Annotated in this window: 28 protein-coding genes and 2 pseudogenes; 15 read left to right on the top strand and 15 right to left on the bottom strand. The window is 58.1% G+C overall.

What is annotated here, in order from left to right:
- Positions 1 to 254 precede the first annotated feature (254 nt).
- From NTD87_RS13945 to NTD87_RS13955, 3 genes and pseudogenes are all read left to right on the top strand, one after another.
- The gene (locus tag NTD87_RS13945) at positions 255 to 836 is read left to right on the top strand and encodes a DJ-1/PfpI family protein (RefSeq protein ID WP_262114527.1); all 582 of its coding nucleotides are present in this window, start codon (positions 255 to 257) and stop codon (positions 834 to 836) included.
- Between the two features lie 14 nt (positions 837 to 850).
- Positions 851 to 916, top strand: a pseudogene (locus tag NTD87_RS13950) (aryl-sulfate sulfotransferase); the annotation flags it as partial.
- A gap of 37 nt (positions 917 to 953) precedes the next feature.
- Entirely contained in the window at positions 954 to 1,298 is a 345-nt protein-coding gene (locus tag NTD87_RS13955) for a YegP family protein (RefSeq protein WP_262114528.1), read from the top strand.
- 130 nt (positions 1,299 to 1,428) lie between these two features.
- On the opposite strand, the gene NTD87_RS13960 is transcribed toward NTD87_RS13955, so the two are convergent.
- Together NTD87_RS13960 and NTD87_RS13965 are read right to left on the bottom strand one after the other, a co-directional pair.
- The gene (locus NTD87_RS13960) at positions 1,429 to 2,316 is read right to left on the bottom strand and encodes a dihydrodipicolinate synthase family protein (protein ID WP_262114530.1); all 888 of its coding nucleotides are present in this window, start codon (positions 2,314 to 2,316) and stop codon (positions 1,429 to 1,431) included.
- Between the two features lie 31 nt (positions 2,317 to 2,347).
- Positions 2,348 to 3,130 (bottom strand): aldolase, encoded by a 783-nt coding sequence (locus tag NTD87_RS13965; RefSeq protein ID WP_262114531.1) that lies wholly within the window; start codon positions 3,128 to 3,130, stop codon positions 2,348 to 2,350.
- Positions 3,131 to 3,289: 159 nt separating this feature from the next.
- On the opposite strand from NTD87_RS13965, the gene NTD87_RS13970 reads away from it, so the two are divergent.
- The gene (locus NTD87_RS13970) at positions 3,290 to 3,832 is read left to right on the top strand and encodes a helix-turn-helix domain-containing protein (RefSeq protein ID WP_262114532.1); all 543 of its coding nucleotides are present in this window, start codon (positions 3,290 to 3,292) and stop codon (positions 3,830 to 3,832) included.
- A gap of 115 nt (positions 3,833 to 3,947) precedes the next feature.
- On the opposite strand, the gene NTD87_RS13975 is transcribed toward NTD87_RS13970, so the two are convergent.
- On the bottom strand, positions 3,948 to 4,967 hold the full coding sequence (locus tag NTD87_RS13975) for a DUF4917 family protein (RefSeq protein WP_262114533.1): 1,020 nt from the start codon (positions 4,965 to 4,967) through the stop codon (positions 3,948 to 3,950).
- Positions 4,968 to 5,122: 155 nt separating this feature from the next.
- Here NTD87_RS13975 and yiaY point away from each other — a divergent pair, with 155 nt between their 5' ends.
- Positions 5,123 to 6,271, top strand: a complete 1,149-nt coding sequence (yiaY, locus tag NTD87_RS13980; RefSeq protein WP_262114534.1) for an L-threonine dehydrogenase — start codon at positions 5,123 to 5,125, stop codon at positions 6,269 to 6,271.
- Here the strand turns inward: yiaY and NTD87_RS13985 are convergent.
- From NTD87_RS13985 to NTD87_RS13995, 3 genes are all read right to left on the bottom strand, one after another.
- Positions 6,268 to 7,434, bottom strand: a complete 1,167-nt coding sequence (locus tag NTD87_RS13985; RefSeq protein WP_262114535.1) for a multidrug effflux MFS transporter — start codon at positions 7,432 to 7,434, stop codon at positions 6,268 to 6,270. The two genes, yiaY and NTD87_RS13985, sit on opposite strands and share 4 nt — an antisense overlap.
- An 18-nt stretch (positions 7,435 to 7,452) precedes the next feature.
- Entirely contained in the window at positions 7,453 to 8,688 is a 1,236-nt protein-coding gene (locus tag NTD87_RS13990; protein ID WP_262114536.1) for an aminotransferase class I/II-fold pyridoxal phosphate-dependent enzyme, read from the bottom strand.
- Positions 8,689 to 8,951: 263 nt separating this feature from the next.
- Positions 8,952 to 9,440 (bottom strand): DMT family transporter, encoded by a 489-nt coding sequence (locus tag NTD87_RS13995; RefSeq protein ID WP_262114537.1) that lies wholly within the window; start codon positions 9,438 to 9,440, stop codon positions 8,952 to 8,954.
- Positions 9,441 to 9,517: 77 nt separating this feature from the next.
- Between NTD87_RS13995 and NTD87_RS14000 the strand changes: the two genes are divergently transcribed.
- The 7 genes from NTD87_RS14000 to NTD87_RS14030 all read left to right on the top strand — a co-directional run bounded on the left by NTD87_RS14000 (position 9,518) and on the right by NTD87_RS14030 (position 16,000).
- Positions 9,518 to 10,429: a LysR family transcriptional regulator gene (locus NTD87_RS14000; protein WP_262114538.1), complete on the top strand. Its 912-nt coding sequence runs from the start codon at positions 9,518 to 9,520 to the stop codon at positions 10,427 to 10,429.
- Between the two features lie 36 nt (positions 10,430 to 10,465).
- Positions 10,466 to 11,206, top strand: coding sequence for a hypothetical protein (locus NTD87_RS14005; protein ID WP_262114539.1), 741 nt, complete (start codon positions 10,466 to 10,468; stop codon positions 11,204 to 11,206).
- Between the two features lie 4 nt (positions 11,207 to 11,210).
- Complete coding sequence (fos, locus tag NTD87_RS14010; protein ID WP_262114540.1) at positions 11,211 to 11,624, top strand: fosfomycin resistance glutathione transferase; 414 nt, start codon at positions 11,211 to 11,213, stop codon at positions 11,622 to 11,624.
- Positions 11,625 to 11,662: 38 nt separating this feature from the next.
- Positions 11,663 to 12,304, top strand: coding sequence for a LysE family translocator (locus NTD87_RS14015; RefSeq protein WP_262114541.1), 642 nt, complete (start codon positions 11,663 to 11,665; stop codon positions 12,302 to 12,304).
- A gap of 107 nt (positions 12,305 to 12,411) precedes the next feature.
- A complete protein-coding gene (locus NTD87_RS14020) occupies positions 12,412 to 13,755 on the top strand; it encodes a GGDEF domain-containing protein (RefSeq protein ID WP_262114542.1) in 1,344 nt (447 codons plus the stop codon).
- A 129-nt stretch (positions 13,756 to 13,884) separates the two neighbouring features.
- Entirely contained in the window at positions 13,885 to 14,409 is a 525-nt protein-coding gene (locus tag NTD87_RS14025; RefSeq protein WP_262114543.1) for a DUF4142 domain-containing protein, read from the top strand.
- 505 nt (positions 14,410 to 14,914) lie between these two features.
- Positions 14,915 to 16,000 carry a type I restriction endonuclease gene (locus tag NTD87_RS14030; protein WP_262114544.1) on the top strand — a complete coding sequence of 362 codons (1,086 nt, stop codon included), beginning with the start codon at positions 14,915 to 14,917 and terminating at the stop codon, positions 15,998 to 16,000.
- Positions 16,001 to 16,048: 48 nt separating this feature from the next.
- Here the strand turns inward: NTD87_RS14030 and NTD87_RS14035 are convergent, their stop codons facing one another.
- The 4 genes from NTD87_RS14035 to NTD87_RS14050 all read right to left on the bottom strand — a co-directional run bounded on the left by NTD87_RS14035 (position 16,049) and on the right by NTD87_RS14050 (position 20,319).
- On the bottom strand, positions 16,049 to 16,588 hold the full coding sequence (locus NTD87_RS14035; protein ID WP_262114545.1) for an inclusion body family protein: 540 nt from the start codon (positions 16,586 to 16,588) through the stop codon (positions 16,049 to 16,051).
- A gap of 123 nt (positions 16,589 to 16,711) precedes the next feature.
- A complete protein-coding gene (locus tag NTD87_RS14040; protein WP_262114546.1) occupies positions 16,712 to 17,215 on the bottom strand; it encodes an inclusion body family protein in 504 nt (167 codons plus the stop codon).
- A 353-nt stretch (positions 17,216 to 17,568) separates the two neighbouring features.
- The gene (locus NTD87_RS14045; protein ID WP_262114547.1) at positions 17,569 to 18,765 is read right to left on the bottom strand and encodes a DUF1501 domain-containing protein; all 1,197 of its coding nucleotides are present in this window, start codon (positions 18,763 to 18,765) and stop codon (positions 17,569 to 17,571) included.
- Positions 18,766 to 18,786: 21 nt separating this feature from the next.
- On the bottom strand, positions 18,787 to 20,319 hold the full coding sequence (locus NTD87_RS14050) for a DUF1800 domain-containing protein (protein ID WP_262114548.1): 1,533 nt from the start codon (positions 20,317 to 20,319) through the stop codon (positions 18,787 to 18,789).
- A 306-nt stretch (positions 20,320 to 20,625) separates the two neighbouring features.
- Between NTD87_RS14050 and NTD87_RS14055 the strand changes: the two genes are divergently transcribed.
- Positions 20,626 to 20,952 (top strand): hypothetical protein, encoded by a 327-nt coding sequence (locus tag NTD87_RS14055; RefSeq protein WP_262114550.1) that lies wholly within the window; start codon positions 20,626 to 20,628, stop codon positions 20,950 to 20,952.
- 241 nt (positions 20,953 to 21,193) lie between these two features.
- Here the strand turns inward: NTD87_RS14055 and NTD87_RS14060 are convergent, their stop codons facing one another.
- Positions 21,194 to 21,481, bottom strand: coding sequence for a DUF3077 domain-containing protein (locus NTD87_RS14060; protein WP_262114551.1), 288 nt, complete (start codon positions 21,479 to 21,481; stop codon positions 21,194 to 21,196).
- A 503-nt stretch (positions 21,482 to 21,984) separates the two neighbouring features.
- Here NTD87_RS14060 and tam point away from each other — a divergent pair.
- Positions 21,985 to 22,755, top strand: coding sequence for a trans-aconitate 2-methyltransferase (gene tam, locus NTD87_RS14065; RefSeq protein ID WP_262114552.1), 771 nt, complete (start codon positions 21,985 to 21,987; stop codon positions 22,753 to 22,755).
- 21 nt (positions 22,756 to 22,776) lie between these two features.
- Here the strand turns inward: tam and NTD87_RS14070 are convergent, their stop codons facing one another.
- The 4 genes and pseudogenes from NTD87_RS14070 to NTD87_RS14085 form a co-directional block, all read right to left on the bottom strand.
- Positions 22,777 to 23,184 carry a type II toxin-antitoxin system HicB family antitoxin gene (locus NTD87_RS14070; RefSeq protein WP_071551463.1) on the bottom strand — a complete coding sequence of 136 codons (408 nt, stop codon included), beginning with the start codon at positions 23,182 to 23,184 and terminating at the stop codon, positions 22,777 to 22,779.
- A 31-nt stretch (positions 23,185 to 23,215) separates the two neighbouring features.
- Positions 23,216 to 23,398 carry a type II toxin-antitoxin system HicA family toxin gene (locus NTD87_RS14075; RefSeq protein WP_095082823.1) on the bottom strand — a complete coding sequence of 61 codons (183 nt, stop codon included), beginning with the start codon at positions 23,396 to 23,398 and terminating at the stop codon, positions 23,216 to 23,218.
- Positions 23,399 to 23,914: 516 nt separating this feature from the next.
- Positions 23,915 to 24,253 (bottom strand): hypothetical protein, encoded by a 339-nt coding sequence (locus tag NTD87_RS14080; protein WP_262114554.1) that lies wholly within the window; start codon positions 24,251 to 24,253, stop codon positions 23,915 to 23,917.
- Positions 24,254 to 24,370: 117 nt separating this feature from the next.
- Positions 24,371 to 24,604: pseudogene (locus tag NTD87_RS14085) on the bottom strand (IS5/IS1182 family transposase); the annotation flags it as partial.
- 138 nt (positions 24,605 to 24,742) lie between these two features.
- Here NTD87_RS14085 and NTD87_RS14090 point away from each other — a divergent pair.
- Positions 24,743 to 26,221, top strand: coding sequence for a c-type cytochrome (locus NTD87_RS14090; RefSeq protein ID WP_262114555.1), 1,479 nt, complete (start codon positions 24,743 to 24,745; stop codon positions 26,219 to 26,221).
- Positions 26,222 to 26,260 lie beyond the last annotated feature (39 nt).

Raw genomic sequence — 26,260 nt, forward strand, 5'->3', positions numbered from 1 at the left:
TGGCGAGGGAGCTTGCTCCCGCTCGGCTGCGTAGCAGTCGTAAGAAGCTTGACGCGGTTTGTCTGAAATACAGAGGTGCATGGTTTTGGGGCCGCTACGCGACCCAGCGGGAGCAAGCTCCCTCGTCACAGAACCACCCTTGGACCACACATGTGATTCGCTGCTCGTAGTAGGCGGTTATTACCCGTTTCACCGGATTAGGACTACTTTGAATACTCCTTACTGCCTAAGTATTTACCAGAGGAGTCATCCCCATGGCCGCGAAAAAAATTCTGATGTTGGTCGGCGATTACGTCGAAGACTACGAAGTGATGGTGCCGTTTCAGGCGCTGCTGATGGTCGGTCACACCGTGCACGCAGTGTGCCCGGACAAAACCGCCGGGCAGACCGTGCGCACCGCGATTCATGACTTCGAAGGCGACCAGACCTACAGCGAGAAACCCGGTCACCTGTTCGCGCTGAACTTCGATTTCGCCAAGGTCGATGCGGCGGATTACGACGCGTTGCTGGTGCCTGGCGGTCGTGCCCCGGAATACCTGCGCTTGAACGAAAAAGTCCTGCAACTGGTGCAAGCCTTCGACAAGGCCGGTAAACCGATTGCGGCGGTCTGCCATGGGGCGCAATTGCTGGCAGCGGCGGGGATTCTCGAAGGTCGCGAGTGCAGCGCCTATCCCGCCTGTGCGCCAGAAGTGCGTTTGGCCGGTGGCACGTTCATTGATATTCCGGTGACTGAAGGTCATGTTCAGGGCAATCTGGCGACTGCCCCGGCCTGGCCGGCGCACCCGCGCTGGCTGGCCGGTTTCCTCGGTCTGCTGGGCACCAAAATCACCTTGTAACTGGAGGTTTGCGGATGTGCGAGCTCTATGTCAAAGCCGACCCGATTCTGTACGAATCACGTTCGCGCTCGCTGCGCATCTGAAGCGTGTAACTTCTTGATCGTCAGGAGAACGAGCATGTCCGGATGGTATGAATTGAGCAAAAGCATCAATGGCCAGTTTCGCTTTGTGTTGAAAGCGGCCAACGCCGAGACCATTCTCACCAGCGAGCTGTACACCACGCGCGGCGCCGCCGATAGCGGCATCGCCTCGGTTCAGGCCAATAGTCCACTGGATGAACGTTACGAGAAAAAGTCCACCAAGGATGGCCACCCTTACTTCAACCTCACGGCGGACAACCATCAGATCATCGGCAGCAGCGAGGCTTATTCCTCCGACGCCGCACGGGAAAAAGGCATCGCCAGCGTCAAGGCCAACGGGCCGACCAAGGTGATCAAGGACAAGACTTTGCCGGTCCTCTGAATACACCGAATAACCAGTGTGGGAGCGAGCCTGCTCGCGAAGACGGCTTTACATTCGACGAACATGTTGAATGTAAGACCGCTTTCGCGAGCAGGCTCGCTCCCACAAGGGTTTTGTATGCGCCTGACGATCAGCGCAAGGTGTTCAACAACCCTTGCAACTGGCTTCGACCGGTTTCACCCAGCGGGAAAATCGGCAGCCGTGGGTCGCCAACTTCCAGCCCGGTCATGCGCAGACCGGCCTTGATCGTTGCCGGCAAACCGCCCTTGAGGATGAAGTCCAGCAATGGCAATTGGCGATAGAACAACTCCCGCGCCTTGCCCAGGTCATTGGCCAACACGGCTTGATACAGCGCGCCATTGAGCTGCGGGATCAGGTTCGGCGCCGCTGTGCACCAGCCTTCGGCGCCTGCGGCGAAGGCCTCCAGCGCCAGCGTGTTGCTGCCGTTGTAGAACGGCACCTGACCTTCGCCGAGCCATTGCAGCTTGTGCATGCGTTGGATATCGCCGGTGCTTTCCTTGACCATGGTCACGTTTTCTACGGCGTTGAAGATCCGCAGGATCAGCTCCACCGACATGTCGGTGCCGCTGGTGGCCGGGTTGTTGTAGAGCATGATCGGCACGCCGATGCTTTCGCCGATAGCGCGGTAGTGAGTGAGGATCTCGGCTTCGCTGAGTTTCCAGTAGGACGTCGGCAATACCATCACCACGTCGGCGCCGTGTGCCTCGGCGAAGCGCGCACGGCGCACGGCTTTGGCGGTGGTCAGGTCGGAGACGCTGACGATGGTCGGCACGCGCTTGGCCACGTGCTTGATGCTGAACTCGCTGACCTGCTCCCACTCCGCATCGCTGAGGTAGGCCCCTTCGCCGGTACTGCCCAACGGGGCGATGGCGTGTACGCCGCCGTCGATCAAGCGGTCGATGGAGCGACCCAGCGCCTCGAGATCGATGCCTTCGCCATTAGCGGTAAACGGGGTGATGGTGTAGCCGATGATGCCGTGAATAGAAGGGGTAGACATGGGGTCTCTCCGTTTAAGCAAAGGGATGGATTCAATTCAGGCAATCGGCGTGTTGACGCAGGTTCTGCCGAGCGTAGTAGTTGAAGGCGGCGCCGTGGCGTTTGGGCTTGGAAATCCAGTCATGGGCTTCGCGGCCCAGTGCCGGCAGAATCGGTTTGAGCTCGCCCGCCGCCATCGCCAGCAGCTGCAATTTGGCCGCGCGTTCGATCAATTGCGCGATGACGCAGGCTTCCTCAATGGTCCGCCCGGTCGACAGCTGGCCGTGGTGGGAAAGCAGAATCGCCCGTTTGTCGCCCAAGGCACCGGCGATGATTTCACCTTCTTCGTTACCCACCGGCACACCTGGCCAGGCTTTGAGAAAGGCGCAATCCTCAAAGAGCGGGCAGAGGTCCATGTGCGAGATTTCCAGCGGTACTTCCAGCATCGACAACGCTGCGATGTGCGTCGGGTGCGTGTGGATGATGCAGTTCACATCCGGCCGGGCGCGGTAGACCCAGCTGTGGAAACGGTTGGCCGGGTTGGGCATGCCGTGACCTTCCAGCACCTCCAGGTCTTCGTTGACCAGCAGCAGATTGCTCGCGGTGATTTCGTCGAATCCCAGGCCCAGTTGCTGAGTGTAATAGGTGCCTGGTTGCGGGCCACGGGCGGTGATTTGCCCGGCAAGGCCTGCATCGTGGCCGTTCTCGAACAGAATGCGGCAGGTCAGCGCCAGCTTTTGCCGGTCGGTCCACGTATTATCCGCCAGCGTGCTTTGCATCTGCGAAAGCGCCTGCTTGATGAGTTGGTCTTTCGGTAGTGCTAATGTCTTGGCCATATCGGGTGTCCTTTGCACAAATCAATGGACGTCGGATGTGTTGCTCCCGCAGCTCGCAAGGTCGTTGGGTGAACACATATGACACTTAAGAGGCTATATGACACAAGGTGTCATTGGCAAGGACTAATCGTTGCCTCCTTGATGGATTAATCGCTCCACATGTCTATCCGTTTGAAATTACTGCGAAAAAAACTCGGCGTTACGCTGGAGGCCTTGGCCGAAAAATCCGGCATGACCAAGAGTTATCTGTCGAAAGTCGAACGCGGGCTGAACACCCCGTCCATCGCTGCGGCGCTGAAACTGGCCAAGGCGCTGAACGTCAAGGTCGAGGAATTGTTCTCCGAGGACAGTGTCAGCCTCGACAGCTACAGCCTGGTGCGCGCCGATGAACGCCAGTCACTGGCGGCCAATGATCAGGCTCCGGGTTACGCGGTGCTGGCCCATCAGGTCAGCGAGCGCAGCCTGCTGCCATTCATCCTCTATCCGCCCAAAGAGTTCAGCGACAAGACCTTCAAAGAGCACACGGGGGAAGAGTTTCTGTTCGTCCATGAAGGCCAGGTCGAAGTCGACTTCATGAGCGAACGGGTGATTCTGAACCGTGGCGATGCGCTGCACTTCAACGCCCAAAAACCCCATCGCCTGCGCTCGGTGGGCGAGGTGCAGGCGCAGTTGCTGGTGGTGGTGCATAGCTCGGAAGAATGAGTCGTCTGCAACGCATCGCGAGCAGGCTCGCTCCCACATTCAACCGCATTTATCCTTGAGGAACTCGATCAACTGTGGGAGCGAGCCCGCTCGCGAAGGGGTCGATCGGCCGACACTAAACTTCGACGGGCACCGATAACTTCGGGCTACCCAACGCATGCGTCTTCGAATCAAAAAACTGCAGCTCCACCGCGGTCCCTTCAAACACCTTCGCGTAATGCCGTTTCTGGCTCTGGATGAACGCCGCACTGCGCGGATAGATCGAGATCGCCACGGTCTTCGGTTTCGCCTGGCGCAGTGCATGAATGATGTGATTGTCCTGCTTGCCGAGACTGTGGCCGAAGATACACAGCGCTTCGCTTTGCTTGAGTAACTGGTCGTAGCAGAACGACAGGTAATCCGAACTGCGGATGGTCTTGAGCTTGTCTTCGCTGCTGCCTTCGCTGACGAACAGCGGCACATCGTCCAACGTTTTGATCGTGTTGTTGATCGCAAAACTGCCCAGCAGCGTGCCCTCGGTCGAGGTCAGTTTACGTGCCGTGCCGTCCTGATTGCGCACCAGGTGCAGGCCGCCATGCAGGTAAAGCAGGCGGGTTTTGTCCGCGGTGCTGGCGCTCAGGTCGAAACTCGGTGCGGTGCCGTGAAACAGGTCGCTGATGGCGTCGGGGTTGTGCTGGACCGCCCAGTAGTTGAGCAGGTCGTAGTTGGTGGTGAACACCGTCGGGTACGTGCTCAATTCCTGATGGATCGCCGCCAGGCTTGCGGCCTGCACCAGGCGCCACGGGATGTGCACCGCGTGCACGGTGTTGATCAGCGCTTCCTTGATCGCGTAGTAGCGATTGCGCGGTGCGGCGGAACTCACGGCCAGGGCCTTGTTGACTCGGCTGGTGGTTTTCAGCGCGCCCAGCACTTGTTCGAAACTGCGGGTTTGCATCGCGTCGAACACGCTCAACTCGGACGGGCTCAACGGCTTTTCTTCGACCGTGCGGGCGTTCTCGAACAGCGAGTCGTAACCGAAGTCATCCCACACTGCGCGACTGGCACCGTTGCCCACCAGCAGACCGCTGAACGAGGTGGTTGCGCGCAACGCATTCCAGTCTTCTAGTCGGGCATCAAATTCCTGGAAATCGGTCATCGCGTCGGTCATCTCGAGCAGGTGGAGTGCAGGGCGCAGACTTTATCACGACCGGGTGTTGAGCCAGATCAACATACGCGGTGACTGATGGGTCGATCCTTTGGATATCCGCTGAATCGGGGTTGTCGGTTCGGCCCCATCGAAGAGGACTCGTCATGACCAGCATGTTTTTCATTCCCGCCGTGAACATCATGGGCAGCGGTTGCCTCGACGAAGCCATGAACGCCATTCGCAACTACGGCTTTCGCAAGGCCTTGATTGTGACGGACACTGGATTGGCCAAGGCTGGCGTGGCGACGTTGATCGCTGAAAAACTGGCGATGCAGGACATCGACTCGGTGATGTTCGACGGTGCCAAACCGAACCCGAGTATCGCCAACGTCGAAAGCGGCCTGGCGCTGCTCCAGCGCAGCCATTGTGATTTCGTGATCTCCCTGGGCGGTGGCTCACCGCACGACTGCGCCAAAGGCATCGCCCTGTGCGCCACCAACGGTGGCAAGATCGCCGATTACGAAGGCGTCGACCAATCGACCCAGCCGCAATTGCCGCTGATCGCGATCAACACCACCGCCGGCACCGCCAGCGAGATGACCCGTTTTTGCATCATCACCGACGAGTCGCGTCACGTGAAAATGGCCATCGTCGACCGCAACGTCACACCATTGCTGTCGGTCAACGACCCGGCGCTGATGGCCGCCATGCCCAAAGGCCTGACCGCCGCCACCGGCATGGACGCTTTGACCCACGCTATCGAAGCCTATGTTTCCACAGCGGCCAACCCGATCACCGACGCATGTGCGCTGAAAGCCATCGAGCTGATCAGCCGCAACCTGCGTCTGGCGGTACGTGATGGCAGCGATATGATCGCCCGGGAAAACATGGCTTACGCGCAGTTCCTCGCGGGCATGGCGTTCAACAACGCGTCGTTGGGTTTTGTGCACGCCATGGCTCACCAGTTGGGCGGTTTTTACGACTTGCCCCACGGCGTGTGCAACGCAGTACTGCTGCCCCACGTGCAAAGTTTCAACGCCACGGTCTGCGCCGAACGCCTGGCAGAGGTGGCGCATGCCCTGGGCGCCGACACTTGCGGCGTCAGCCCGGAAGAGGGCGCCCAAGCGGCCATCGTGGCAATCCGCACGTTGGCCAGGGATGTGGAGATCCCCGGCGGTTTGCGCGACCTCGGCGCCAAGCTGCAAGACATCCCGATCCTCGCCGCCAACGCCTTGAAAGACGCCTGCGGCCTGACCAACCCACGGGCGGCGGATCAGCGGCAGATTGAAGAAATCTTCCGCAGCGCGTTCTAGTCAGGCTGACGACCGGAGACAAGCATCACGCAGACCATAGCGCCTACGGCCAGTACTGTGCACAGCAGCGACAATGGCCATGCCTGCTGGCTTGCAAGCAGGCTGGCAATTCCCCCGATAACGGCGGCCATCAGTTGGTGAATAAAACCGCTTAACGCCATGGCGTAGGCACCGTCTACTGGTGAACCGTCGTTGGCCAGGGACAGGCTGATGGGGTAGTTCAAGGATTGGCCGAACACCGCAAAGCAATAGGGCAACCAGAACAGCAAGGCTATTGAAGTGCCTGCGATGCTACCCAGAAGCATGACTGCGCTACCGGCCAGTACCAGCCCGACACCTGCCGTCATCAGCCAGCGCTGACCGGTGCGAAGCACGAAGCGATTGACCGCCAGAGCCCCGAAAAAATATGCCGCGCTGATGGGCCAGCCCAACAGTCCGTATTCCACTGCCGACCAGTTGAACAGTCCTTGCAGAATCAGCGGCGCCGCCGTGTTGAACGCGACGATCACTCCGTAACCGAGGCCGCCGGCAAGAGCCGGTAGCAGAAAGTCTCGATGACGCAGGATGCGCCAATAGCTCGGCCAATCGGATGACTGACTGTTCTCGCCGGTCAGCACCGGGAACGGGACCCGTGCCACGATCAGCCCTATCAACAGACTTACACTACCTAACAGGTAGAAGATCGCCGGCCAACGCAGAGACACCTGGATGATCGCCCCCAGATACTGGCCAATACCCAGCGCCACCACAAAGGAAATCGATATCCAGGACAATGCCTTGGCCAGCACATCGCCGCGGAAACTGTCGCGGATCAGTACCCGAGCCATCACCGAAATCCCGCTGGCGCCGATGCCTTGAACCAGTCGCAGAGCAAGAAACGATTCGAGCGTCGTACTCGCGGGCAGGGCGAGATTACCCAGTCCGTAGATCCCCAATGCTGAGAGCAGCACTGTCTTGCGGCCAATGCGCTCGGCCAGGCTGCCCCAGAACAACATGGGCAGCGCCATGCCGATCAAATATACCGCCAGTCCCCATGAAACCTGCGACGCACTGCTCGCCAGATCTCGGGCAATCTCCGGCAGCGCCGGCAGATAGATACTCATGCCCAACTGAGCGAGAAAAACCGTGCTGCAGGTGATGAGGAGGGTGGTGCTGCTCTTCATGGAGTCGTCCCAGAGATTTCAGCAACTGATATCTTGGCCGTGAACGTGCAAAAGCTCGGTGATAAGTTCACAAAAGTACTGGATCAATGTCGGCTCCATGTCGGCGCGCAGCGTGATTCTGATGGCTGCCTTGCCTTGTGCGACCACCGGGAAAAATACCGCCGAGGTGAAGAACCCCTGATTGGCCAGTTGGATGGCGATGCTGTTGGCAAGCGCCGCTTCGCCGCAATGGACCAGCCGAATCGCCATGTTGCTGTTGTGTTGCTCGGTTCGTATCAGGCTGTCAAAGAGCTGGATATTAGTCTGAAGCTTTTTCTGCAACGCGGAAAATTCCAGTGTCCGATGCAACTTGATGGACGCTCTGCCCGCGCCAATGGCCGCACTGTTAAGGCTCTGTGACCAGTTGCTGGGGCCGCCGTAACGTTGAATGAGCGTCTTCTGCCGCTCACTGCCCAGCATCACCAGACCGCCGCTGGCGCCAAACGACTTGGCCAGCGAGGCGACAATAATGCAGTCTTGATCCAGAGCATTTAACGTGGGGCGCACCAGGCCGGCGCCGAAGGTTCCGACAGCGGAAAGTGCGTGGGAATCGTCCAGATACAGAAATAACCCGTAGCGGTCCTTCAGATACAGAAGACTCTCCATGTCCGCGACCCCGCCCATGCTGTACGCACCGTCGGCGATATACGCAATCCTGGTGTGCTGTTGACACAGCGTCTCAAGGTAATCCATGTCGTTATGCGGACATGTCAGGACCACGGTTTCATCCGCGCAGGCAGCTTTGAGGTGATTCATCGAGTAGTGCGCCAACCGGTCGAAAACCATCACCGGAGGGCGGTTTTCCGTGAATACGCCGCTGGCCAGCAACGGCAGGACCCCTGCGCTTGCCGCACTGCACGACAAGGTACTCAGACAACTGGCCCCGAACAACGCCGACAGTTCAGTTTCGAACTGCTCCAAAATCGCCAGCTTGCAGCGGTTCTTGGAGTTGGCGACACGAAGGGTGCCGGTTTCCCACAGCGTGGCCATGGCACCGTCGAGAATGTCGGGATGGTGGTCCAGACCCAGGTAAGACGTCGTACAGAAATGATGAAACGCTCGCCCATACTGATCAAGCATCCGGTTGGCACTTTTGATTTCAACGTTGAGCCCCGAGATTTTCCCGGCGTCGGCTGACTCCCAATCATGATCGGCCACCGAGATGACTTTGCGGTAGTTGGTGAAGGTGTTTGCCGTGTGCGGTGTCAGGCTCATGTGCGTGGGACATCCTTGAGTAAAGCGATCCATGGGGTTGTTGCAATTTGCGTGTGTTGCCGGACTTTACAGAGAGTCCCGGTAGGCTTTGAATCGGCTGCTTCCGGGAACGTTGATAGTTGTCAGAAAATATGCTGTAGGGCGATGCCTGCAGTGCTGTCGGGTTATTGGTTTGCAATGTCAAATCGGAACCTGGCTTTCCTGCCAGCTCGGCCGAACTGAAGTCATCGAGCCCTCGAAGTGTAAAAAGACCTGATCATTCTTTAACCCACTGCGGTCATTGCCTTTGCAGGCACGGCGCTGAACTGGATCATCACGACACCGGCAATCAAAAACACAACCCCGAACACACGCGGCAGAGTCATCTGCCGCTCGATCAATCCAAACAGCCCGAAATGATCCAGCACCAGCGAAGCGATGATCTGGCCGGCCAGCGCCAAGGCAATAAATCCTGAGGCGCCTAACTTGGGTAGCAACATCAGCGCCAACGAAATAAAGCAGACACCGAATGCGCCACCGGCCCACATCCACAGCGGCGCCCTGTTGATGAAACTCAACGATGGCAACGGCAAACGTAACGCGACGATGACTGGCAGCAACACCAGAATGCTCACCAGCAACGAGGCCAGCGTCGCCCACAACGGATGCCCAAGACCGCGGCCGAGGTTGGCGTTGATCGCGCTTTGAAAGGGCACCACCGCGCCGGCGACCACCGCCAGCAACAACAGTCCTGCCCAGTGCAAGGTACTCATGAGGCTTCTCCAACAGGTTTTGCTGGACTCTAAGGTATTCGTCGCGCAGATTTAAATTCCAAATAGCTATCCAGAACATGCATCAGATGAATGATCTGCGCCGTATCGATTTGAACCTGCTGGTGATCCTCGACGCCTTGCTCAGTGAGCAGCACGTGACCCGCGCCGCGGAGCGCCTGCACCTCAGCCAACCGGCGGTCAGCCATGCGCTGGCGCGTTTGCGCCACATGCTCGGCGATCCGCTGCTGGTGCGCGCCGGTGCCGGATTGGTGGCGACCCCGCGCGCACTGGAGCTGGTCGCGCCGCTGGTCGAAGCCCTGGCCCAGGTGCAGGCGTTACTCGCGCCCAACACCTTCGATCCGGCGTCGGCGAAAAGGACGTTCCGCCTGGCGATGTCCGACTACGGTGCGGCCATCGTCCTGCCGGGGTTGATCCGGACCTTGCGCCATGAAGCGCCGGGCATCGATCTGCAAATCAGCCATGCCAGCCGTGAAGGCATGCTTGATGGCGTACTCAACGGCGACATCGATCTGGCGGCCGGGGTGTTTCCCGAACTGCCCAACGAGCTACGCTGCACGCCGTTGTTTGAGGAGCAATTTGCCTGTCTGGTGGACCCCAACGGCCTGCCGGCCAACGGTGTGCTCGACCTGCCGACTTACCTCGCCCGGCCTCACGTACTGCTGGAAATGCGCGGCAGCGGCACCCCGGAAATCGAGCGTGCGCTGACCACCATTCGCGAACGTCGTCATGTCGCCGTTAGCTTGCCGCACTGGAGTGTGGCGCCGCAGCTTATCAGCGGCACCGACCTGATCCTCACCGTCGCCGCCCGTGGTTTACACGGCATCGATCAACCGCAGTTGGTCGTCCTGCCACCGCCGTTTCATATACCGTCATTCACCTTCGTGCTCGCCTGGCATGCGCGCCGGGGTGGCGATCAGGCGTTGAACTGGTTGAATCGGCGGATCGGGCAGGCGATAGTGCACGGCTGATTTTTTTTGATTGATGACGTTTGCAAGGAACAGGGAATGACCTTGAAATACAGCTGGTTGGGGTGTGTGGCAATGAGTGGGGCGCTGGGTGCGAGCCAGGCGTATGCCGAGTGTGGGACACCACCATTGCCCGACGGTGTGCTGGGCTATTCGGTGTGCAAGGACTGGCCGGCCTACGACGGCCAGACCATCACCGCGCTGTCGCAGATCGAGCCGGATCCGACCCTCAGCGATACACCGGACGGCACCGGTATGTACGACTTGAAACTGGCGGTGATTTCCAGCGTCGACGGCAAGCCGCTGGCCCGCTATTCCAAGGCCTCGGTGTACAGCTCCGATGCCGTTCGGTTCGATGGACTGGGCATCGACACTGCACGCTACAAACTCACCTCCGACCTGCGGGCATTCGGCGTGCGTGCAGGCTTCACCGGCTCGTCGCGGGCCAACCCCTTCGACGAGGCCAGGTTGTCGCTGTATGTTCGCGAAGGCAACACACTGCGCCCGGTGCTGGAACAACTGGTGATCGAGTCCGGTAGCGGAGAGTGGGATACCAACTGTACCGGCGAATTTTCGCGCACCAAACGCACCCTGGACATGGCCAAAACCAGTAGCCATGGTTTCGCCGACCTGATCGTCAAATCGGTGACCACCAACTCGCAAAACACCGTGAAAAACGGCGAATGTGAGTACAAGGACACGGTGGGGAAAACGGTACTGACGACGTTGCGCTATGACGGTCGGCAGTATGTGGTGCCGAAAGAACTCAAAGGGCTCTGAACCGATGCTCTCAGGCCTCAATCACCTGACGTTGGCGGTCACCGATCTGGATCGCAGCGTGGCGTTCTACCACGGGCTGTTGCAACTGCGGCTCGACGCCACCTGGGAGAGTGGCGCCTACCTGTCGTTGCCAGGGTTGTGGCTGTGTCTGTCGCTCGACCCAATGCGTCAGCCTGAAGCGGCGGCCGATTACACGCATTACGCGTTCAGCGTGGACGCCAGCGACTTCCCGGCGTTGGTTGAACGACTGCGAGCCGCAGGTGTTCCAGAGTGGCGGGACAATCGCAGTGAAGGCGCGTCGTTCTACTTTCTTGATCCGGACGGGCACAAGCTCGAAGCCCATGTCGGGGATTTAATATCGCGGCTTGAGGCGTGTCGTCAGAAACCTTATGCCGGGATGAAGTTTTTCACACCGTAACAGGGCGTACCGAAGCGCTTTTCATGGAGTTTTACCGGATGACCCCATCACTGTTGTTCGCCGTTCTGGCCTCAGGCTTCATCTACGGCATCACGCCGGGGCCGGGTGTACTCGCCGTGTTCGGGATTGGCGCGGCCCGTGGTCGGCGGGCTGGCGCGGGGTTTCTCTGCGGGCACTTGCTGGGGGATGTGGTCTGGTGCAGCACCGCGTTGATTGCCATCGTCGGTGCGCGGGAGATCGGCAGTACCGCCTTCGACGTGCTCGGTGTACTCAGCGGGTTGTACCTGTTCTGGCTTGGCCTGCGGGCGATCCGCAGTCGTCGCAGCACTGATGACGACGCACCGCAAGGCCCGGCGCGTCAGCCGTTCTGGCACGGGATCGTGTTCGGCCTGACCAACCCCAAGGCTTACCCGGTGGCGGTGGCAACGTTTACCGCGCTGTTGTCCAGTCGTGCCGAGTTGCTCCATTGGTCGATGTTGCCGTGGCTGATCGTTCTGAGCTTCGTCGGCGGAATCGCCGCATACACTATTCTGATCGGCATTGTGGGCGCTCGTCGGGTACGCACGCTGTATCAGCGTCATGAGCTGGCAATTACCCGGATTTGCGGGGTAATGTTCATCGGCTTCGCCATCAACGCCTTGTTGCACGCCGTACCGGGGTTGCTGGCGAACAAGGTTTGAGGCTGCGCGCAAGGCTGCGACAGCGGCATAGGGACATCCGTTTTTAGCGATGGCCGGGTCCAGGGATTGATACTCACGGCTGCATTTTTGGACAGTATCCATCTTTGATGACCACCAGAAATTCCGCGCCGCTGGCAAGTTACATCGATCTTTTGCTCGACGTCGTGTGTGCGGTCGATAGCCAGGGGCGTTTCGTATTTGTCAGCGCTGCCTGCGAGCAAGTGTTCGGGTACACCCAGGACGAGCTGATCGGCCAGCCGATGATCGAGATGGTCCATCCGGCCGACCGCCAGCGAACCCTGGACGCTGCCCGGGAAATCATGCGCGGCCAGCCCAACCCGAACTTCGAAAACCGCTACCTGCGCAAAGATGGTCAGGTGGTGCATATTCTTTGGTCGGCACGCTGGTCTGAAGTCGACCAATTGCGCATCGCCGTGGCCCGTGACATCACCGAACGCAAACAGGCCGAGTCCCGGCAGGCCGCGCTGTACGCGATTTCCGAGGCCGCCCATGCCGCCGAAGATCTTCTGGCGTTGTTCAAACGCATTCATCAGCTGATCGGCGAATGGTTGCCGGCGCTGAACTTCTCGGTGGCGCTCTACGACGAGCGCTGCGAGCAATTGAATTTTCCGTACCACGTCGATGATCACGAGCACGACCCCGTGCTCAGCGTTACCGGCCGGCTCTGTGCCGAGGTGATTCGCACGGGGCAGCCGGTGCTGGTGACGCCTGATCAACCTGCTGCGATGCCCGGACTGTGCGAGGTCGCTATCGACCAGGATTCACCCTGTTGGCTGGGCGTGCCGCTGAATTCACAGAAAGGCACCATCGGTGCGCTGATCGTCAAAAGCGTGCCCGGCGGCGAACGCTACACCGAGCGCGACAAGGAGCTGCTGCAATACGTCTGTGCCCAGGTCGCGGCGGCCATTGAGCGCAAGCAATTGCACAGCCGGCTGCAATTCATGGCGCAGCACGACCAATTGACCCGTTTGCCCAACCGCGAGCTGTTGCGTGAACGCATGGTTGCCGCCCTCGGCAAAGCCAGAAAGGAGTGCGGACGCATGGCTCTGTTGTACGTTGATCTGGACCATTTCAAACAGGTCAACGACACTTACGGCCACGGCATCGGCGACATGCTGCTGCAAGCCGTGGCCAATCGACTGCAAGGCTGTGTGCGCGAATCCGACACGGTGGCGCGCATTGGCGGTGATGAGTTTGTCGTTCTGCTCGACAGTATTCAGGCCGCCGAAGACGCGGCACGGGTGGTGATCAAGATCCGTCAGGTGCTCGGCCAGCCGATGCGTCTGGACAGCCACAGCCTGAACATTCTGCCGAGCATCGGCATCGCGCTTTACCCCGAGCATGGCAGCGAAGAAAAGCAATTGTTCAAGCATGCGGATGAGGCCATGTACGCCGCCAAGCGCCTGAGTGGACACCTGGGTCGCGCCTGACTCGGCTTGCGTAGGGGGTGCCGTTCGTCGCGGCGGGCTCAACTTTTCTAAACCTTTGTGGTGTTTTAACTTCAGACGTCAGGCGGGGATGCCCGCTGTACTCATTTGCCTGTTCAGGAGGGCGTGACCATGAAACGTATGGCCAGCCGGTTACCGACCATCAGTTTTGCCGTGTTGCTGGGCCTTGGCGCCAGCAGCGCTTTTGCCCAGTCGCCAGCCGAATTCATCAATGACGCTTCGGCCAAAGGCATGGCCGACATTGAAGCCAGCCGCCTGGCTCACCAGAAAACCGAGTCCAAAGAGGTCAAGGATTACACGATTGTGGTGATCAACGATCGCACCACGGCCAACCAGCATCTGGCGAAAATCGCCAAAAAACTCGATCTGCCGGTCGCCCCTCGAGACGAGGTGGCCAGCAAGGCCAAGGTGCTGATACCTCAGGTGAAGGACGGCGATTCGTTCGACGCGGCCTACGCCGCCAGCCAGGTACAGACCACCCAAGAGGCCATCGAGCAACTGAAGCAGGAAGCACAAACCACCGACGTGCCGGAGATCAAGGCCTTCGCCGCTGAAACCCTGCCCAAACTGGAAAATCATCTGAAAATGGCCAAAGCCCTTGAGGCCAGCCAGCATTCCGCTCGAGTCGACGGCTGACGCTGGCACTGATCAGCACTGATTCAAATCCTGTTGCTTGTCAGCAGCAAAGGTATCTACACAACGTTGAAATACGGTGAGGGACTAAGTCCGTAGCAGCTGACGAGCTTGCGAGGCTGCGTTCGAGGACGAAGTCCTCGCAAATCCTGCGTATGCGGTTTGCCTGGAAGAACGCGCTGTCTGATTTGACGACCGCTGCGCGGCCGAACGCAGCCTCGCAGGCTCGACAGCTGCTACAGGAGTTGGAACAGAAAGATGTGTAGATACTTATGCAGCAGGTGAGTTTTGCAGTGAAATCATCTCGCTGTCACCGATATTGCGGCTGCTAGATCCATTTCCAGAACGGTTACAAAACCGTTTTATTTTTCGTATTCGTAAGAACTCTCTTCTTCTGACCTCGATCCTCGTTCGGTTTCTTTCTTTGTGCCGGTTTGTGTCTAGTATCAATGACAGTCAATTTGCCAGCATGCATATACATGGATCGAAAACAGGTAAGAGGCCACTCATGGAATTTATCGAAAAGCTTGCAAGTCTCGCCGCAAAAGTTCGCTTGCAAGGGGCTGCAATTCAGACGGAGGAAGCGACCAAAAACGCTTTTGTCATGCCGTTTATCAGCATGGTGTTGGGCTACGACGTTTTTGACCCGTCGGAGGTGACCCCTGAGTTTGTTTGCGATGTTGGAACCAAGAAGGGAGAGAAAATCGATTACGCGATCATGAAGGAAGGGGAGGTTCAGATCCTGATCGAGTGCAAAAAAATTGGCGAACCACTACACGTCAATCACGCGTCGCAGCTGTTCCGTTACTTCCATGTCACCAGCGCCCGAATCTCTATCCTCACCAATGGCCAGGTCTACAAGTTCTTTACAGACCTGGATGCCCCTAACAAGATGGACGAAAAGCCTTTCTTGGAACTCGATCTGCTCGATATTGACGAGTATTCAGTTCCGGAACTAACGAAGCTAACCAAGTCTGCATTCGACGTCGACTCGATCATCAGTGCAGCGGGCGAGTTGAAATACGTCAGCCAGATCAAAAAAGTGATCGCGGCCCAAGTCAGCAAACCTGATGACGATTTCGTAAAAGTCTTTGCCTCCCGGGTTTACGACGGTGTGATCACACAAAAAGTCCGGGAGCAATTTCAGGAATTGACGAGAAAGGCCGTCGTGCAGTTTCTCAACGACCAGATCAACGATCGTCTCAAATCAGCCATGAGCGGAGCCATCCAGCCCAGCCTGTCCTCATTGCCGGCGGCAGGCGCAAATACCTCTGAACCGGATGAGCGTAATGAGTCGGATGACAAGGTGTTGACCACGCTCGAAGAGCTGGAGGGTTATCACATTGTCCGCGCGGTGGTGCGTTCGGTCGTCGATGCAAAACGCATCGTACAGCGCGACACGCAGAGCTATTTCGGTATCTTGCTCGATGACAACAACCGCAAACCGATCTGCCGCCTGCACTTCAATCGGTCACAGAAGTACATCGGTATCTTCGACGAAGAGAAGAACGAAACCCGCCATCCGATCAATTCGGTCGATGATATTTACGAGTACTCGGATCGGTTGAAAAAGACAGTGGGGTATTACAATTAGTCGCAGCAGGAAGAACTGAAAACCGGCTTTTGAAGCCGGTTTTTTTGTTTAGCCCGACAGCTTCACCCCAACCGTCCAACTGAAATACCCCAGCGCCTCACAACTGCTGTTCACCAGCATGAAACTTAGCTCGCACTGCTCGACACCCGTGCTCAGCTGCTGGCAGTGCCAGTAATGATCATCGGCTTTTACCGCGACCGGTTCGGTGGGGGTTTCGGGGTTGGGGGCGGGCAAGGTCAGGCCGTTGTGTACCACCAATTGCGGTTGTGAGAGCACTCTGGCGTCGCCCACGGACAGGTCGTAAAACACCACGCTGTGTTCGGCGTGCAGGCCGACGGTTCGGCCGCGCAAATGGAAGGTTTTTGCGGAGTTTTCGGCCAGCTCAAGGCAGGTGCCCTTGGCGGCTGGCGTTGGCCCTTGGGTTGCGCCAACGGTGAAAATGAAGCCGTCTTCGATCACGGTCGGATTCTGGGGATCGAGGCTCGGTTTTGGATAGCGAGTGAGCAGGGTCTCGGCGTCGACGATGAGCAACACATTGGTGGCCTGCTCAGTGGTGGGTGACGGGCTTGCGCTAGTATCTGTGGACATCACGGCTTCCTTTCATGATGTGGGTGGATCGCGGCGCACCGCTGCGGCTTACGCAAGACATCCAGTTCCAGTCGGGGCGCGAGGCAGAGGGGAAAGCCCCTTGTCGCCAAGGGGCCGTCCAGATCAGTTATGGATGGTGATGAACGGATCCCACGAGCAGCAACCTACAATCTGGCAGTCCCGGTTCACGATCAGGAAGTTGAAGTGATAGGTCACGCTGCCGGTAGAAAGGGTTTCCGAAGACCAGTAATGGTTATCGACTTTCTGGCAGCTAGGCACTGACGGGTTGCTGGTGTTTGGCACTGCAACACACGCGGTGGCCTTGCGCGGAGTCGGTGTCGAGATCAGCTCATTACCAGCGTTGCCGATGAACTTGTAGAAAATCACTGCCGTTTCGAAGCTCTGCGACAGGCTGGTTTCGCGCCAGCGAATCAAGTCACCGACCGAGGCTTTCAAATTCAGTTCGCCACCGGCCTGGCCATTGATCACGTTGTCCCGGTTGGTGACCATGTACACGTGATTGACATCAATCATGGTTGGCGCGTTAGGGTTTTTGCTGATGTTCGGGTAGTTTTTCAGAATGGTTTCGGTGTCGATCGAAACAAGCACATCCGTGACTCGAGACATAGTAAAGCTCCTTGATCATAGTGAGCGCCTGGCATTGACCAGACGCAACAACGCTTGATTGCCTTGCGGCCGTTGTAAGCGCGCTACTACGGGGAACCCACCGATCACAGGGTACGAGCTGGCCTGGCTCCTTGCCTATAAAAGTGATGGGTCAGGGTTCCTTCCAACAGACCGCGACTGCACTATAGATGCCGATCTTAGGCTGTCAAAACAGGGAGCTGCCTGTTCGACGAGCGGTCGTTTTACTTCTAACTTCCGATGATTTGGCGATAAGGAAACGGCTATCCAGAGCGGATGCTCTGTATCGGACAATGTTCATTTTCAGGAATGATCGGTGCTTCTTCTGACGCTGATCACACCAACTGCAAGGCATCCGGACGCGCCCCGGGAAACACGTTCTGCAACTGCGAAGTGGACAAGCCCCAGGTTCGTCCCAGCAAACCACCGAGCAGGTTCCGGTAATTATTGAGCACCGGGTAATCGCGATTTTGCAGCAGGTTTTGCGGGTTGACCGCCACCTGTTCGCCGACGATGCGCCCGCCGCGAACGTTGCCGCCGAGTACCCAATAGACCGTGCCATGCCCGTGGTCAGTGCCCTTGGCGCCGTTTTCACGAAAGGTGCGGCCGAACTCCGAGACGACCACCACGGTGGTGTTGTTCCATTCACCGCCCAACGCCTGGGCATAGGCAACCAGACCCTCACCGAGGTTCGTCAGGTTATTGGCCAACTGGCCGCTGGTGCTGCCCTGATTGACGTGAGTATCCCAGCCGCCGACATCGACGAATCCCAGTCGGTACTGGTCGCGCATCAGCGTTGCCATGCGCCGGGTCTGGGCTGCAAAGTTCTGCGCATTCGGCGCACCTCGATTGGCCTTGACCATCTCTTCTTGCAGATCCCTCGACACCTGCTGGCGCAGTTCAAGGCCATCGGCTGCAGAGGCGGCGTAGGGTGTGTTTTTGTACATTGACGAGAGAATCGCCGATTGCCGGTCATCGAAGGCAGGCTTCGAATTGCCGCGCAACGAGATGTTGGGAATGGCGCTGCCACCCTGGAAACACAGGGGCAAGGCATCGGTGAAGGCGATGGGCGCGCTGTTCGGCACCTGACGCGACAAGCGTGCAAGAAAGCCTGAATCGTAACGGTGGCGCTGTTGGGTCGGCTCGCCGGACTCGATGTTGTCCTGGGTTTCGAAGTGACTGCGGGACAAGTCATCGGTGCCGGCGAACGGCACGAAGGCGATCTGTTTGCGCTGCCACAACGGGTAGATCGAATCACGTAAAACCGGGTTCAGGCCCCAATGGCTGTCCAGTGCGATGGCGCTGTTGGGGTTATGCGAATCCGGCCGGGCAATCGCCAGTGTTGGACGCGACTCGTAGTAAAAGTCGCTGGAGTAGGGCACTAGCAGGTTGTTGCAGTCGTAGCCGCCGCGCAGAAAGACGATCAGTAAGCGCGGTGCCGAAACGGGGGCGGCGAACAGCTTTGCGGAAAACGACAGGGACGGCAGGGTTGCGGCGGCCGCAGCGGCAATCAGCAGTTCTCGACGATTCATGGCGGCACCTTATTACGCAACTTAGCGGTTATTGAAGTCAGGCGAGGCGAGCAAAAAGGTGTTCCATTCCTGGGGCGACACGGCCTTGTTCAGCGCGCCGAGGGTCGCAGCAGAAAGGTGTGAAGAGACGGCTTCGTAGAACAACGGCGTGGTGATCAGCGGAAATCCGGGACCGGGCAGGTTGCTGCCTTCCGGGGTAAACAAACGGTTATCCCCGCGCCCGATCGCCCGAGCGATTTCGAAACGTTTGGACATCTGCCCCGAGCTCGACCAACCGCTGGATTCCAGCGGCCAGCCATCCGGTGTCACGCGGCCGAACACCGGCTGCCCCAACTGGTTGAGCCAATTGATCATCGGCTTGGCATTAGCCACCGGTTTACCGTCATAGGCCAACCGCACCGCCGACACCACAAACTGCATCGGGTCCTTGAACTTGGTGCCGGCGCTTTGCAGTAATTCCTTGGACTCAAACAACGTGCGCATCACCTGGGCGATATCGCCGTCGCTTTCCTGAAAGGTCTTGGCCATCCGTTCCACCAACGCGGGCGGCGGCTGATCGGCCACGAAGTATTCGGCCAGCTGTTGCGAGACAAAATGCGCACAGGCTTTCTGCCGGGTAATCAGCTCAACGGCCTGGCGAATTTCATCAAAACCGCTGCCTCTGATCGGTTGGCCGAGCAGCACCTTGTCGCTGAAATCGTGGCGACGCGGGTTGAACTCGAATAGCCCTTCACGCACCACCAAGGCTTGAAGCCGTGGAGGAAACTTCTGCACCCGGCCATCGAGCGGCATCAGCCCGACGCCGGTCAGAATCAACGCCAGTTGTTGCACGTCCTGCTGGGTATAGCCTGAGCCGACACCCAGTGTGTGCAGCTCCATCAGTTCGCGGGCGTAGTTTTCGTTGACCTTGCCCTGGGCGTTTTGCGCGTTGTCCAGGTACTCAAGCATCGCCGGACTCTTGAGAGTGGCCATCACCAGGTCTTTGAATTTGCCCAGGGCGTGTGGGCGGATTGTGTGTTCGGCGTAGTCTGCCGTCAGCACCCGTAGGCGACCTTTACCCTGGAACACACTGAAGTGGTTGAGCCAGAAACCCACCAACTGCTCCTTGAGCTGATTGGGCCCATACACCGCGCGCAACAGCACGGCTTCGCGGGCCTGCTCCGCGAGTTCATTGGCGTGTTGTTGGGCGTCTTGTTTTGCGGCGTTTTTTGCGTCGCCTTCGGGCATGGCCTTGAGCTGTTCCTGCTGGCTTTTGAACGCCAGCAGCAAGGATTCGGGTGGCGTGCTCAGCACCGGATAACTGTTCAACAGCGCGTTGATCGGCGGTGGCAAGGGATCGTTCAGGCGGTCGTCCAACTGGGCTTGAAGCAGACCTTCTCGGCCCATGCTGCGCAAGCGCGCCAGGTTGGCGGCATCCAGATCGAAGCCATCGCGGCGCAGCCAGGCAATGTCGCTCGGGTTGAGCGCAGCGGGCGTACCGGCCGAGGCCAGTGCGGGAAACAACAAACAGGCCGACAGACACAATGGGCGCAAAACGGCGGATGGCACGTGCATGTAGGAGGTTCCCGAGTATCAAGAGAGACATCGACAGTGGCCAGTGTAGTTTCCACTCGTGTAGCTGACGCGATGCTGAATAACGTGCATCTAAAACGGCTCAACAACGGAGGCGTTCCACTTTGTCTCACAGGTTCTGCGATCTGTGGAAGGTCAGTTTTTCTTTACACATTTCCTGTGGGTGGGTTCAGGTTTTAGACAGATATCAACTGTTACAAAGACTCATACGCCAAGCAGGAGCGCGGCGGTAAAGGGGGCATGGTTTTACAGGTTCACGCTACGGGCGGCTACGCCTCGGGAGGCAGCATGTGGTTACGTTACGCGGCATTGGTCGCGGTGGTTGTCGCGGCATCAGGGTGCGTACAAGAGCGAGTGGTGTATGAGCGACGTCCGCCACCGCGCGAGTACGTCGAAGTCGTTGCACCACAGCCGCCACCGGTCCAGGTGATCGAAGTGGAGCCTGCGGGTCGGCCGGGTTATGTCTGGTCGCACGGTTACTGGCGCTGGGGCGGCGGACGTTATGTCGCCGTTCGCGGGCACTGGGAGCCGGTACGCCCGGGCCATTATGTGCACCCGCATTGGGAACAGCATAACGATGGCTGGCACTGGCGAGCGGGCGGCTGGGTCGGCTAGATCCAGCGTTTCTCCAAATCAAAAAAGCGACCTGTGCAGGTTAATGTCTGTCAGTTAAGGCACAAACCTGTGGGAGCGAGCCTGCTCGCGATGACGGCATAACATTCAACATCAATGTTGACTGATCCACCGCTATCGCGAGCAGGCTCGCTCCCACATGGATTGCGCTTAACTGACTGGCATTGCCTGCACAGGTCGCTCTTTTTTGTGTCGATTTTTTGAAATGCACCTACGGGCTCGTCTATCGATCGCGCTTACCCGACATCGGCGTGACCACCTTCACCACATCATCCACCACCGCTTTGCTCATCTCGATCAAGTAGTGCGAGGCCCAGGCATAACTGTGCTTGTCGCGCTCCATCGCGGCGTCCATCGCCAGCACTTTCGCGCAATGCAGCATGTCGGAGGCGCGCTCCAGCGCTTCACGAATCTGCACACCACGATTAACGCGAAACAACGGCTGATCGGAATCACCGCAATAGCCGAACGGCGCAATGCCTATGGTTTTGATGTCTGAGTGATCGGTCATTGGGCACCTCCGAGGGAGTGGAGGGCCGAGTGAAGGGTGGCGCGGATTTTGGACGGATTGAAGGTGTGCATAGGTAAAACCCCCGTATCAAAGTGAGAGCTACCACGTTTGCGACCAAACAAATGGGTGGCAGCTGTGCGCAGGTTGGTCGACCGGAGATACAGGAACCCGGCAGGGCCGAAGCCCTCCCACGCACAGCCGCCATTGCACGAGTTTGCGGGCACAAAAAAGCGCCTGCAATCGTGAACTGGGGCGCTGTTGCGCCTGTATCGAGTCGGGCGACCAAGCCCGGTCGCTGAATTGGCAGCGACGGTGGAAGGGTAGCGTGGTGACGGGGAGCCTGCAAGCTGATGAATCGGGATCAACCTGCAAACACATTAACGCTCCACCTCCTCCAACCGAGTCTTGACGAAATTGGCAGCCCCGTCGCTTACTGGCGCCCCACGAGCGAAACGCGAAGTCTAGCGCGTCGCTCATGTCCTGATCCGTCACAGGAGTACGCGATGAGCTGGTCTGCCAAACAGTATGTGGCTTTCGAAGATGAGCGCACGCGCCCGGCGCGTGACTTGCTGGCCGCTATCCCCACTACCGATGCGCGTTCGGTGATCGACCTCGGTTGCGGCCCCGGCAACTCCACCGAATTGCTCGCGCAGCACTTTGCCAACGCCACGGTGTGTGGGCTGGACAGCTCGGCCGACATGATCGACGCCGCGCGTAAACGCTTGCCGGACGTACGTTTTGACACCGCCGATATCGCCACCTGGAGCGAGCCTGGCCCGTTCGATGTGATCTTCGCCAATGCGGTGTTCCAGTGGTTGCCTGACCACGCCACGCTGTTGCCGTCGTTGGTGGCCAAGCTCGCGCCCGGTGGCAGCCTGGCGATTCAAATGCCCGACAACCTCGATCAACCGTCGCATCGGATGATGCGTGAAGTCGCCAGCAATGGTCCCTGGGCCAACAAGCTTGCGGACGTCGCCGGGCAACGGACGACCCTGGACGACGCCAATACTTACTACCAGATGCTGTGTTCGTACACCTCGCGGGTCGATGTGTGGCGCACCACCTACCATCACCCGCTGGCGGGCGGCCCTGCGGCGGTGGTCGAGTGGTTCAAGGGCAGCGGCTTGCGGCCGTTTCTTGAGCCGCTCGACGAGGCAGAAAAGACGCAGTACCTCGCGCAATATCTGGAAGCCCTTGAACCGTTCTTCCCGGTATTGGCCGATGGCTCGGTGCTGCTGCCGTTCCCGCGTTTGTTTATCGTCGCGACCCGCTAAGGTGCTCCGCTACTGGGCGATTCAGCCCTGTTGCAGCACTTTCAACGCCGCCGAGGCCAGGAAGCCGGAGCGGCTTTTCTCTTCCGGGTGATGCAGCACGTATTCGTCGATCCGCGTCAGCAAATAGCCGGGCAGGGTGATGTTGAGTTTCTGCGCCTTGCCCAGGTACTTGGTGACGTCGATGTCCACCAGCGCCCAGGTGACGCCGGCGTACTGCGGATTGGCTGCGTGCACGGTGACTTTGTTGGCGGGCGGAATCGCCGAGCCGTCTTCGGCGAGAATCTCGAAGTGACCTTCGATGGCTTCGCGCGCCATGGCGATCGCATCGTCCAGGTCATCGCCGGCCGAGAAGCAACCCGGAATATCCGGCACTTCCACGCCCCAGGCGTGTTCGTTATCGCCCATTGAAATCGCAATTGGGTAAAGCATGTTCGTTGTCCTCCGGGTGCTGTACGCCGATTCAATACAGCAGGGCCTGTTGCAAAATGCTGACGGCAGTCTTTGTCAGTAAATCCTTTTTCGGGTGCGGGACGGTAACCAGACCGGGCTTCGTGGGATGCTTGAAGTGGTGGTGACTGCCCCTGACCCGTACCAGATACCAGCCGTCTGCGACGATTTGCGTTATCAAATATCGGCTATTCACATCACTTCCCTGTGCTGTGTAGGTGGTTACTATACCTACTGAAATTTTGTTATCAACACTATAACCACCGCTGCCAGTGGTAGAGCTGATGAGTGGTAGGGAACAGTGTAGAAAGCGCCGCAAGGCGCGGCGTTCTGGAGCAGTGCAGGAGTGTTTCTGATTCCTTCAATGCCTGCGCAACGGGCGTTTTTGCTGAACAGCGCGCATAAAAAAACCGGTCACTGAGGATAATGTCGGTCAGTTAAAGAATTTCAGGCTCGGCACATTCCCCCGTAGCAGCTGGCGAAGCCTGCGTTCGGCTGCGAAGCGGCCGTAAATCCTGCCTCCACGGTTAACCTGAAAAAACGGGGTGTCTGATTTTACGACTGCTTCGCAGCCGAACGCAGGCTTCGCCAGCTGCTACGGTTCGCGTAACGGCTTAACTGACCGGCATTAGTCACTGAGGACCGGTTTTCTTGTCTCCGCATCCCCCGTCAAGCCATCACGACGTTGGACGTCTTCACACAGACGTAGTCGCTACTCAATCAGCTGATCAATCAAAACCGCATTGGTATAGATCAAGCTACCATCGCTCGCTCGGTGCCCGACCAGATGAAACTGACCGCGTTCGTCATGCAAATAGACACGCATTTGGCAGTCGGACAAAGGGCCGTATCCCTCTGGAATGATCAAATCCATCGAGTCCAAATCGACATCGACCATGGCTTCACGCTCGTGGGACTTCTGTAGGCGTTCTTCGGCCTCCTCCAGACGCAAATGCAGAGGGCCATCGACGTAGAAATGGATTTCCCCCACCGGGGTGGATTTTTGGGCGCCGCTGGTTTTACACCAGCCTTCGATCGTCAAGGCACTCATAGCGGAACCTCCAGTTTATCGATTGCGATGCCATCACTTATCTTGACCACTACGCATGGGCAGGGTTCGTCTTTTGGGGGCCGCTTCTGGCCGATCTCTGTCGTCCCTAATTAGTAGTTGAGTATAGCTGGCGACCGGGCCTCGCTTGCCGTCCTGGTTTTTGGTCGAGCTCGGCGCATTGATAAGTGTGGCGTCGACGATGATGCCTTGGCGCAGCGACAGCCCACGATCGCCCAAGTCGCCGTTGATCACCGCCAGGATTCCGCCCGCCAGCTCGTGCTTCTCCAGCGAGCGGCGGACGTTGAGGACGGTGGTTTCGTCCGGGCTTCGTTCCAGGCTCAGCCCGGCGTATCCACTATACTTCTTGCAGACTTGGCCATCAGGATAGGTGCCTGGGCGTCAGATTAATATTAGTTTGACGATGTTGTTTAGTGGCGATGCTTTTGCATAACCAATGAGTAACAGTGATTGGGATAGGATGAAGAGAAAATGGCAATAGCAATTATCTTGATTCTAATCGTTGTTGCCTCAGTGCTGTTCAACATGTTCGCGCCTTGGCAGGCGACACCGGCAGCTTCCAACTGGGGGTCAATAGACACCACCCTGTTCATCACCCTGATCATTACCGGAATATTTTTCATCGCTGTCACGGTATTTATGGCGGTAGCCGTGATGCGTTATCGTCACAAGGAGGGGGGCAAGGCGGCCTATCAGCCAGAAAATAAAAAGTTGGAATTATGGTTAGTTATCGTTACCTCGGTAGGTATTGTCGGGTTGTTGGCGCCCGGTCTGGTTGTTTACAGTGATTTCGTCCGGGTACCGAAAAAAGCTTATGAACTTGAAGTGCTCGCCCAACAGTGGCAGTGGGCCTTTCGTTTTCCCGGCCAAGACGGGAAACTGGGAAAATCGGATATTAAATTTGTTGATGCCACCAATCCCTTCGGCCTTGATCCCAATGATCCTGCTGGGCAGGACGATGTGCTTGTAATAAGCAGTGAAGTTCATCTTCCGGTCAATAAGCCGGTAAAGGTTTTACTGCGTTCTAAAGATGTGTTGCACAATTTCTATGTACCGCAAATGCGCGGCAAGATGGACATGGTGCCAGGGATGGTGTCGTACTTTTGGTTTACACCGACTAAAACCGGGAAGTATGAAATCCTTTGCGCTGAATATTGTGGCGTAGGGCATTACAACATGCGCGGGCATATGATCGTGGAAGAACAGGACGCCTTCGATCAATGGCTGAGCAGCCAACCGACGTTTGCGCAGACATTAGCGACAGCGGCCAGGCCCAGTCGGGACAGCGTGCTGGAAAAAGGCCGCCTGTTGGTCGAAAAGCACGGCTGCAGTGCCTGCCATAGCCAGGATGGCAGTGCCAGTCTCGGCCCGGGATGGAAGGGGCTGTACGGCCGCACTGAACAGCTTGCCGATGGCACCAGTGTGCCAGTCGATGAGGCCTACCTGAAAGCGGCGATCCTCGATCCAAAGGCCCGACGGGTACAGGGCTACCCGCCGGTCATGGTGGCCTATACTCTCAATGAAGATGAACTGGGTGCTCTCGTCGCCCTGATCAAATCACTGGGTACTGCGCAGCAAGGCAATGAACTTTCTGCCAGCGGAGCGCCGGGCCCAGGTGACGACCTGGCGGCGCAGGGACAGCGGCTGGCCAAGTCGTTCGGCTGTCTGGCCTGCCACAGTGTCGATGGCAGTAAGGGCGTCGGCCCCAGCTGGCAGGGCCTGTATGGCAAGACAGAAACCTTTGCCGACGGTACGACGATAAAGGTCGATGAGGGCTATATCAAAGAAACAGTTCTTAAGCCCAATACCAGAATCATCAAGGGCTATGCGCCCGTCATGCCGACCTTTGCTCCGAGTGAAAAGGAGTTGAACGCACTGATCGCTTTTATCAAATCCCAAGCGAATGCCGACGCTGATGCGAGCAAGGCGCAGCCAGGAAAGCAGCCGTAAAGCAGCCAGAAATACACCGAAACTTCAGCTGGAGGATGA

The sequence above is a fragment of the Pseudomonas sp. 6D_7.1_Bac1 genome, from assembly GCF_025465945.1.
GTDB lineage: Bacteria > Pseudomonadota > Gammaproteobacteria > Pseudomonadales > Pseudomonadaceae > Aquipseudomonas.

Coding starts and splice junctions, on each gene's coding strand:
- NTD87_RS14060 (WP_262114551.1), bottom strand. CDS start 21,481: ATGACCGATCACTCAGACATCAAAACCATAGGCATTGCGCCGTTCGGC.
- NTD87_RS14070 (WP_071551463.1), bottom strand. CDS start 23,184: ATGCTTTACCCAATTGCGATTTCAATGGGCGATAACGAACACGCCTGG.
- NTD87_RS14020 (WP_262114542.1), top strand. CDS start 12,412: ATGACCACCAGAAATTCCGCGCCGCTGGCAAGTTACATCGATCTTTTG.
- NTD87_RS14045 (WP_262114547.1), bottom strand. CDS start 18,765: ATGAATCGTCGAGAACTGCTGATTGCCGCTGCGGCCGCCGCAACCCTG.
- NTD87_RS14055 (WP_262114550.1), top strand. CDS start 20,626: ATGTGGTTACGTTACGCGGCATTGGTCGCGGTGGTTGTCGCGGCATCA.
- NTD87_RS13975 (WP_262114533.1), bottom strand. CDS start 4,967: ATGACCGATTTCCAGGAATTTGATGCCCGACTAGAAGACTGGAATGCG.
- tam (WP_262114552.1), top strand. CDS start 21,985: ATGAGCTGGTCTGCCAAACAGTATGTGGCTTTCGAAGATGAGCGCACG.
- NTD87_RS14090 (WP_262114555.1), top strand. CDS start 24,743: ATGGCAATAGCAATTATCTTGATTCTAATCGTTGTTGCCTCAGTGCTG.
- NTD87_RS14030 (WP_262114544.1), top strand. CDS start 14,915: ATGGAATTTATCGAAAAGCTTGCAAGTCTCGCCGCAAAAGTTCGCTTG.
- NTD87_RS14015 (WP_262114541.1), top strand. CDS start 11,663: ATGACCCCATCACTGTTGTTCGCCGTTCTGGCCTCAGGCTTCATCTAC.
- fos (WP_262114540.1), top strand. CDS start 11,211: ATGCTCTCAGGCCTCAATCACCTGACGTTGGCGGTCACCGATCTGGAT.
- NTD87_RS13965 (WP_262114531.1), bottom strand. CDS start 3,130: ATGGCCAAGACATTAGCACTACCGAAAGACCAACTCATCAAGCAGGCG.
- NTD87_RS13960 (WP_262114530.1), bottom strand. CDS start 2,316: ATGTCTACCCCTTCTATTCACGGCATCATCGGCTACACCATCACCCCG.
- NTD87_RS14000 (WP_262114538.1), top strand. CDS start 9,518: ATGCATCAGATGAATGATCTGCGCCGTATCGATTTGAACCTGCTGGTG.
- NTD87_RS13955 (WP_262114528.1), top strand. CDS start 954: ATGTCCGGATGGTATGAATTGAGCAAAAGCATCAATGGCCAGTTTCGC.
- NTD87_RS14040 (WP_262114546.1), bottom strand. CDS start 17,215: ATGTCTCGAGTCACGGATGTGCTTGTTTCGATCGACACCGAAACCATT.
- NTD87_RS14025 (WP_262114543.1), top strand. CDS start 13,885: ATGAAACGTATGGCCAGCCGGTTACCGACCATCAGTTTTGCCGTGTTG.
- yiaY (WP_262114534.1), top strand. CDS start 5,123: ATGACCAGCATGTTTTTCATTCCCGCCGTGAACATCATGGGCAGCGGT.
- NTD87_RS14035 (WP_262114545.1), bottom strand. CDS start 16,588: ATGTCCACAGATACTAGCGCAAGCCCGTCACCCACCACTGAGCAGGCC.
- NTD87_RS13990 (WP_262114536.1), bottom strand. CDS start 8,688: ATGAGCCTGACACCGCACACGGCAAACACCTTCACCAACTACCGCAAA.
- NTD87_RS14080 (WP_262114554.1), bottom strand. CDS start 24,253: ATGAGTGCCTTGACGATCGAAGGCTGGTGTAAAACCAGCGGCGCCCAA.
- NTD87_RS14005 (WP_262114539.1), top strand. CDS start 10,466: ATGACCTTGAAATACAGCTGGTTGGGGTGTGTGGCAATGAGTGGGGCG.
- NTD87_RS14050 (WP_262114548.1), bottom strand. CDS start 20,319: ATGCACGTGCCATCCGCCGTTTTGCGCCCATTGTGTCTGTCGGCCTGT.
- NTD87_RS13970 (WP_262114532.1), top strand. CDS start 3,290: ATGTCTATCCGTTTGAAATTACTGCGAAAAAAACTCGGCGTTACGCTG.
- NTD87_RS13995 (WP_262114537.1), bottom strand. CDS start 9,440: ATGAGTACCTTGCACTGGGCAGGACTGTTGTTGCTGGCGGTGGTCGCC.
- NTD87_RS13945 (WP_262114527.1), top strand. CDS start 255: ATGGCCGCGAAAAAAATTCTGATGTTGGTCGGCGATTACGTCGAAGAC.
- NTD87_RS13985 (WP_262114535.1), bottom strand. CDS start 7,434: ATGAAGAGCAGCACCACCCTCCTCATCACCTGCAGCACGGTTTTTCTC.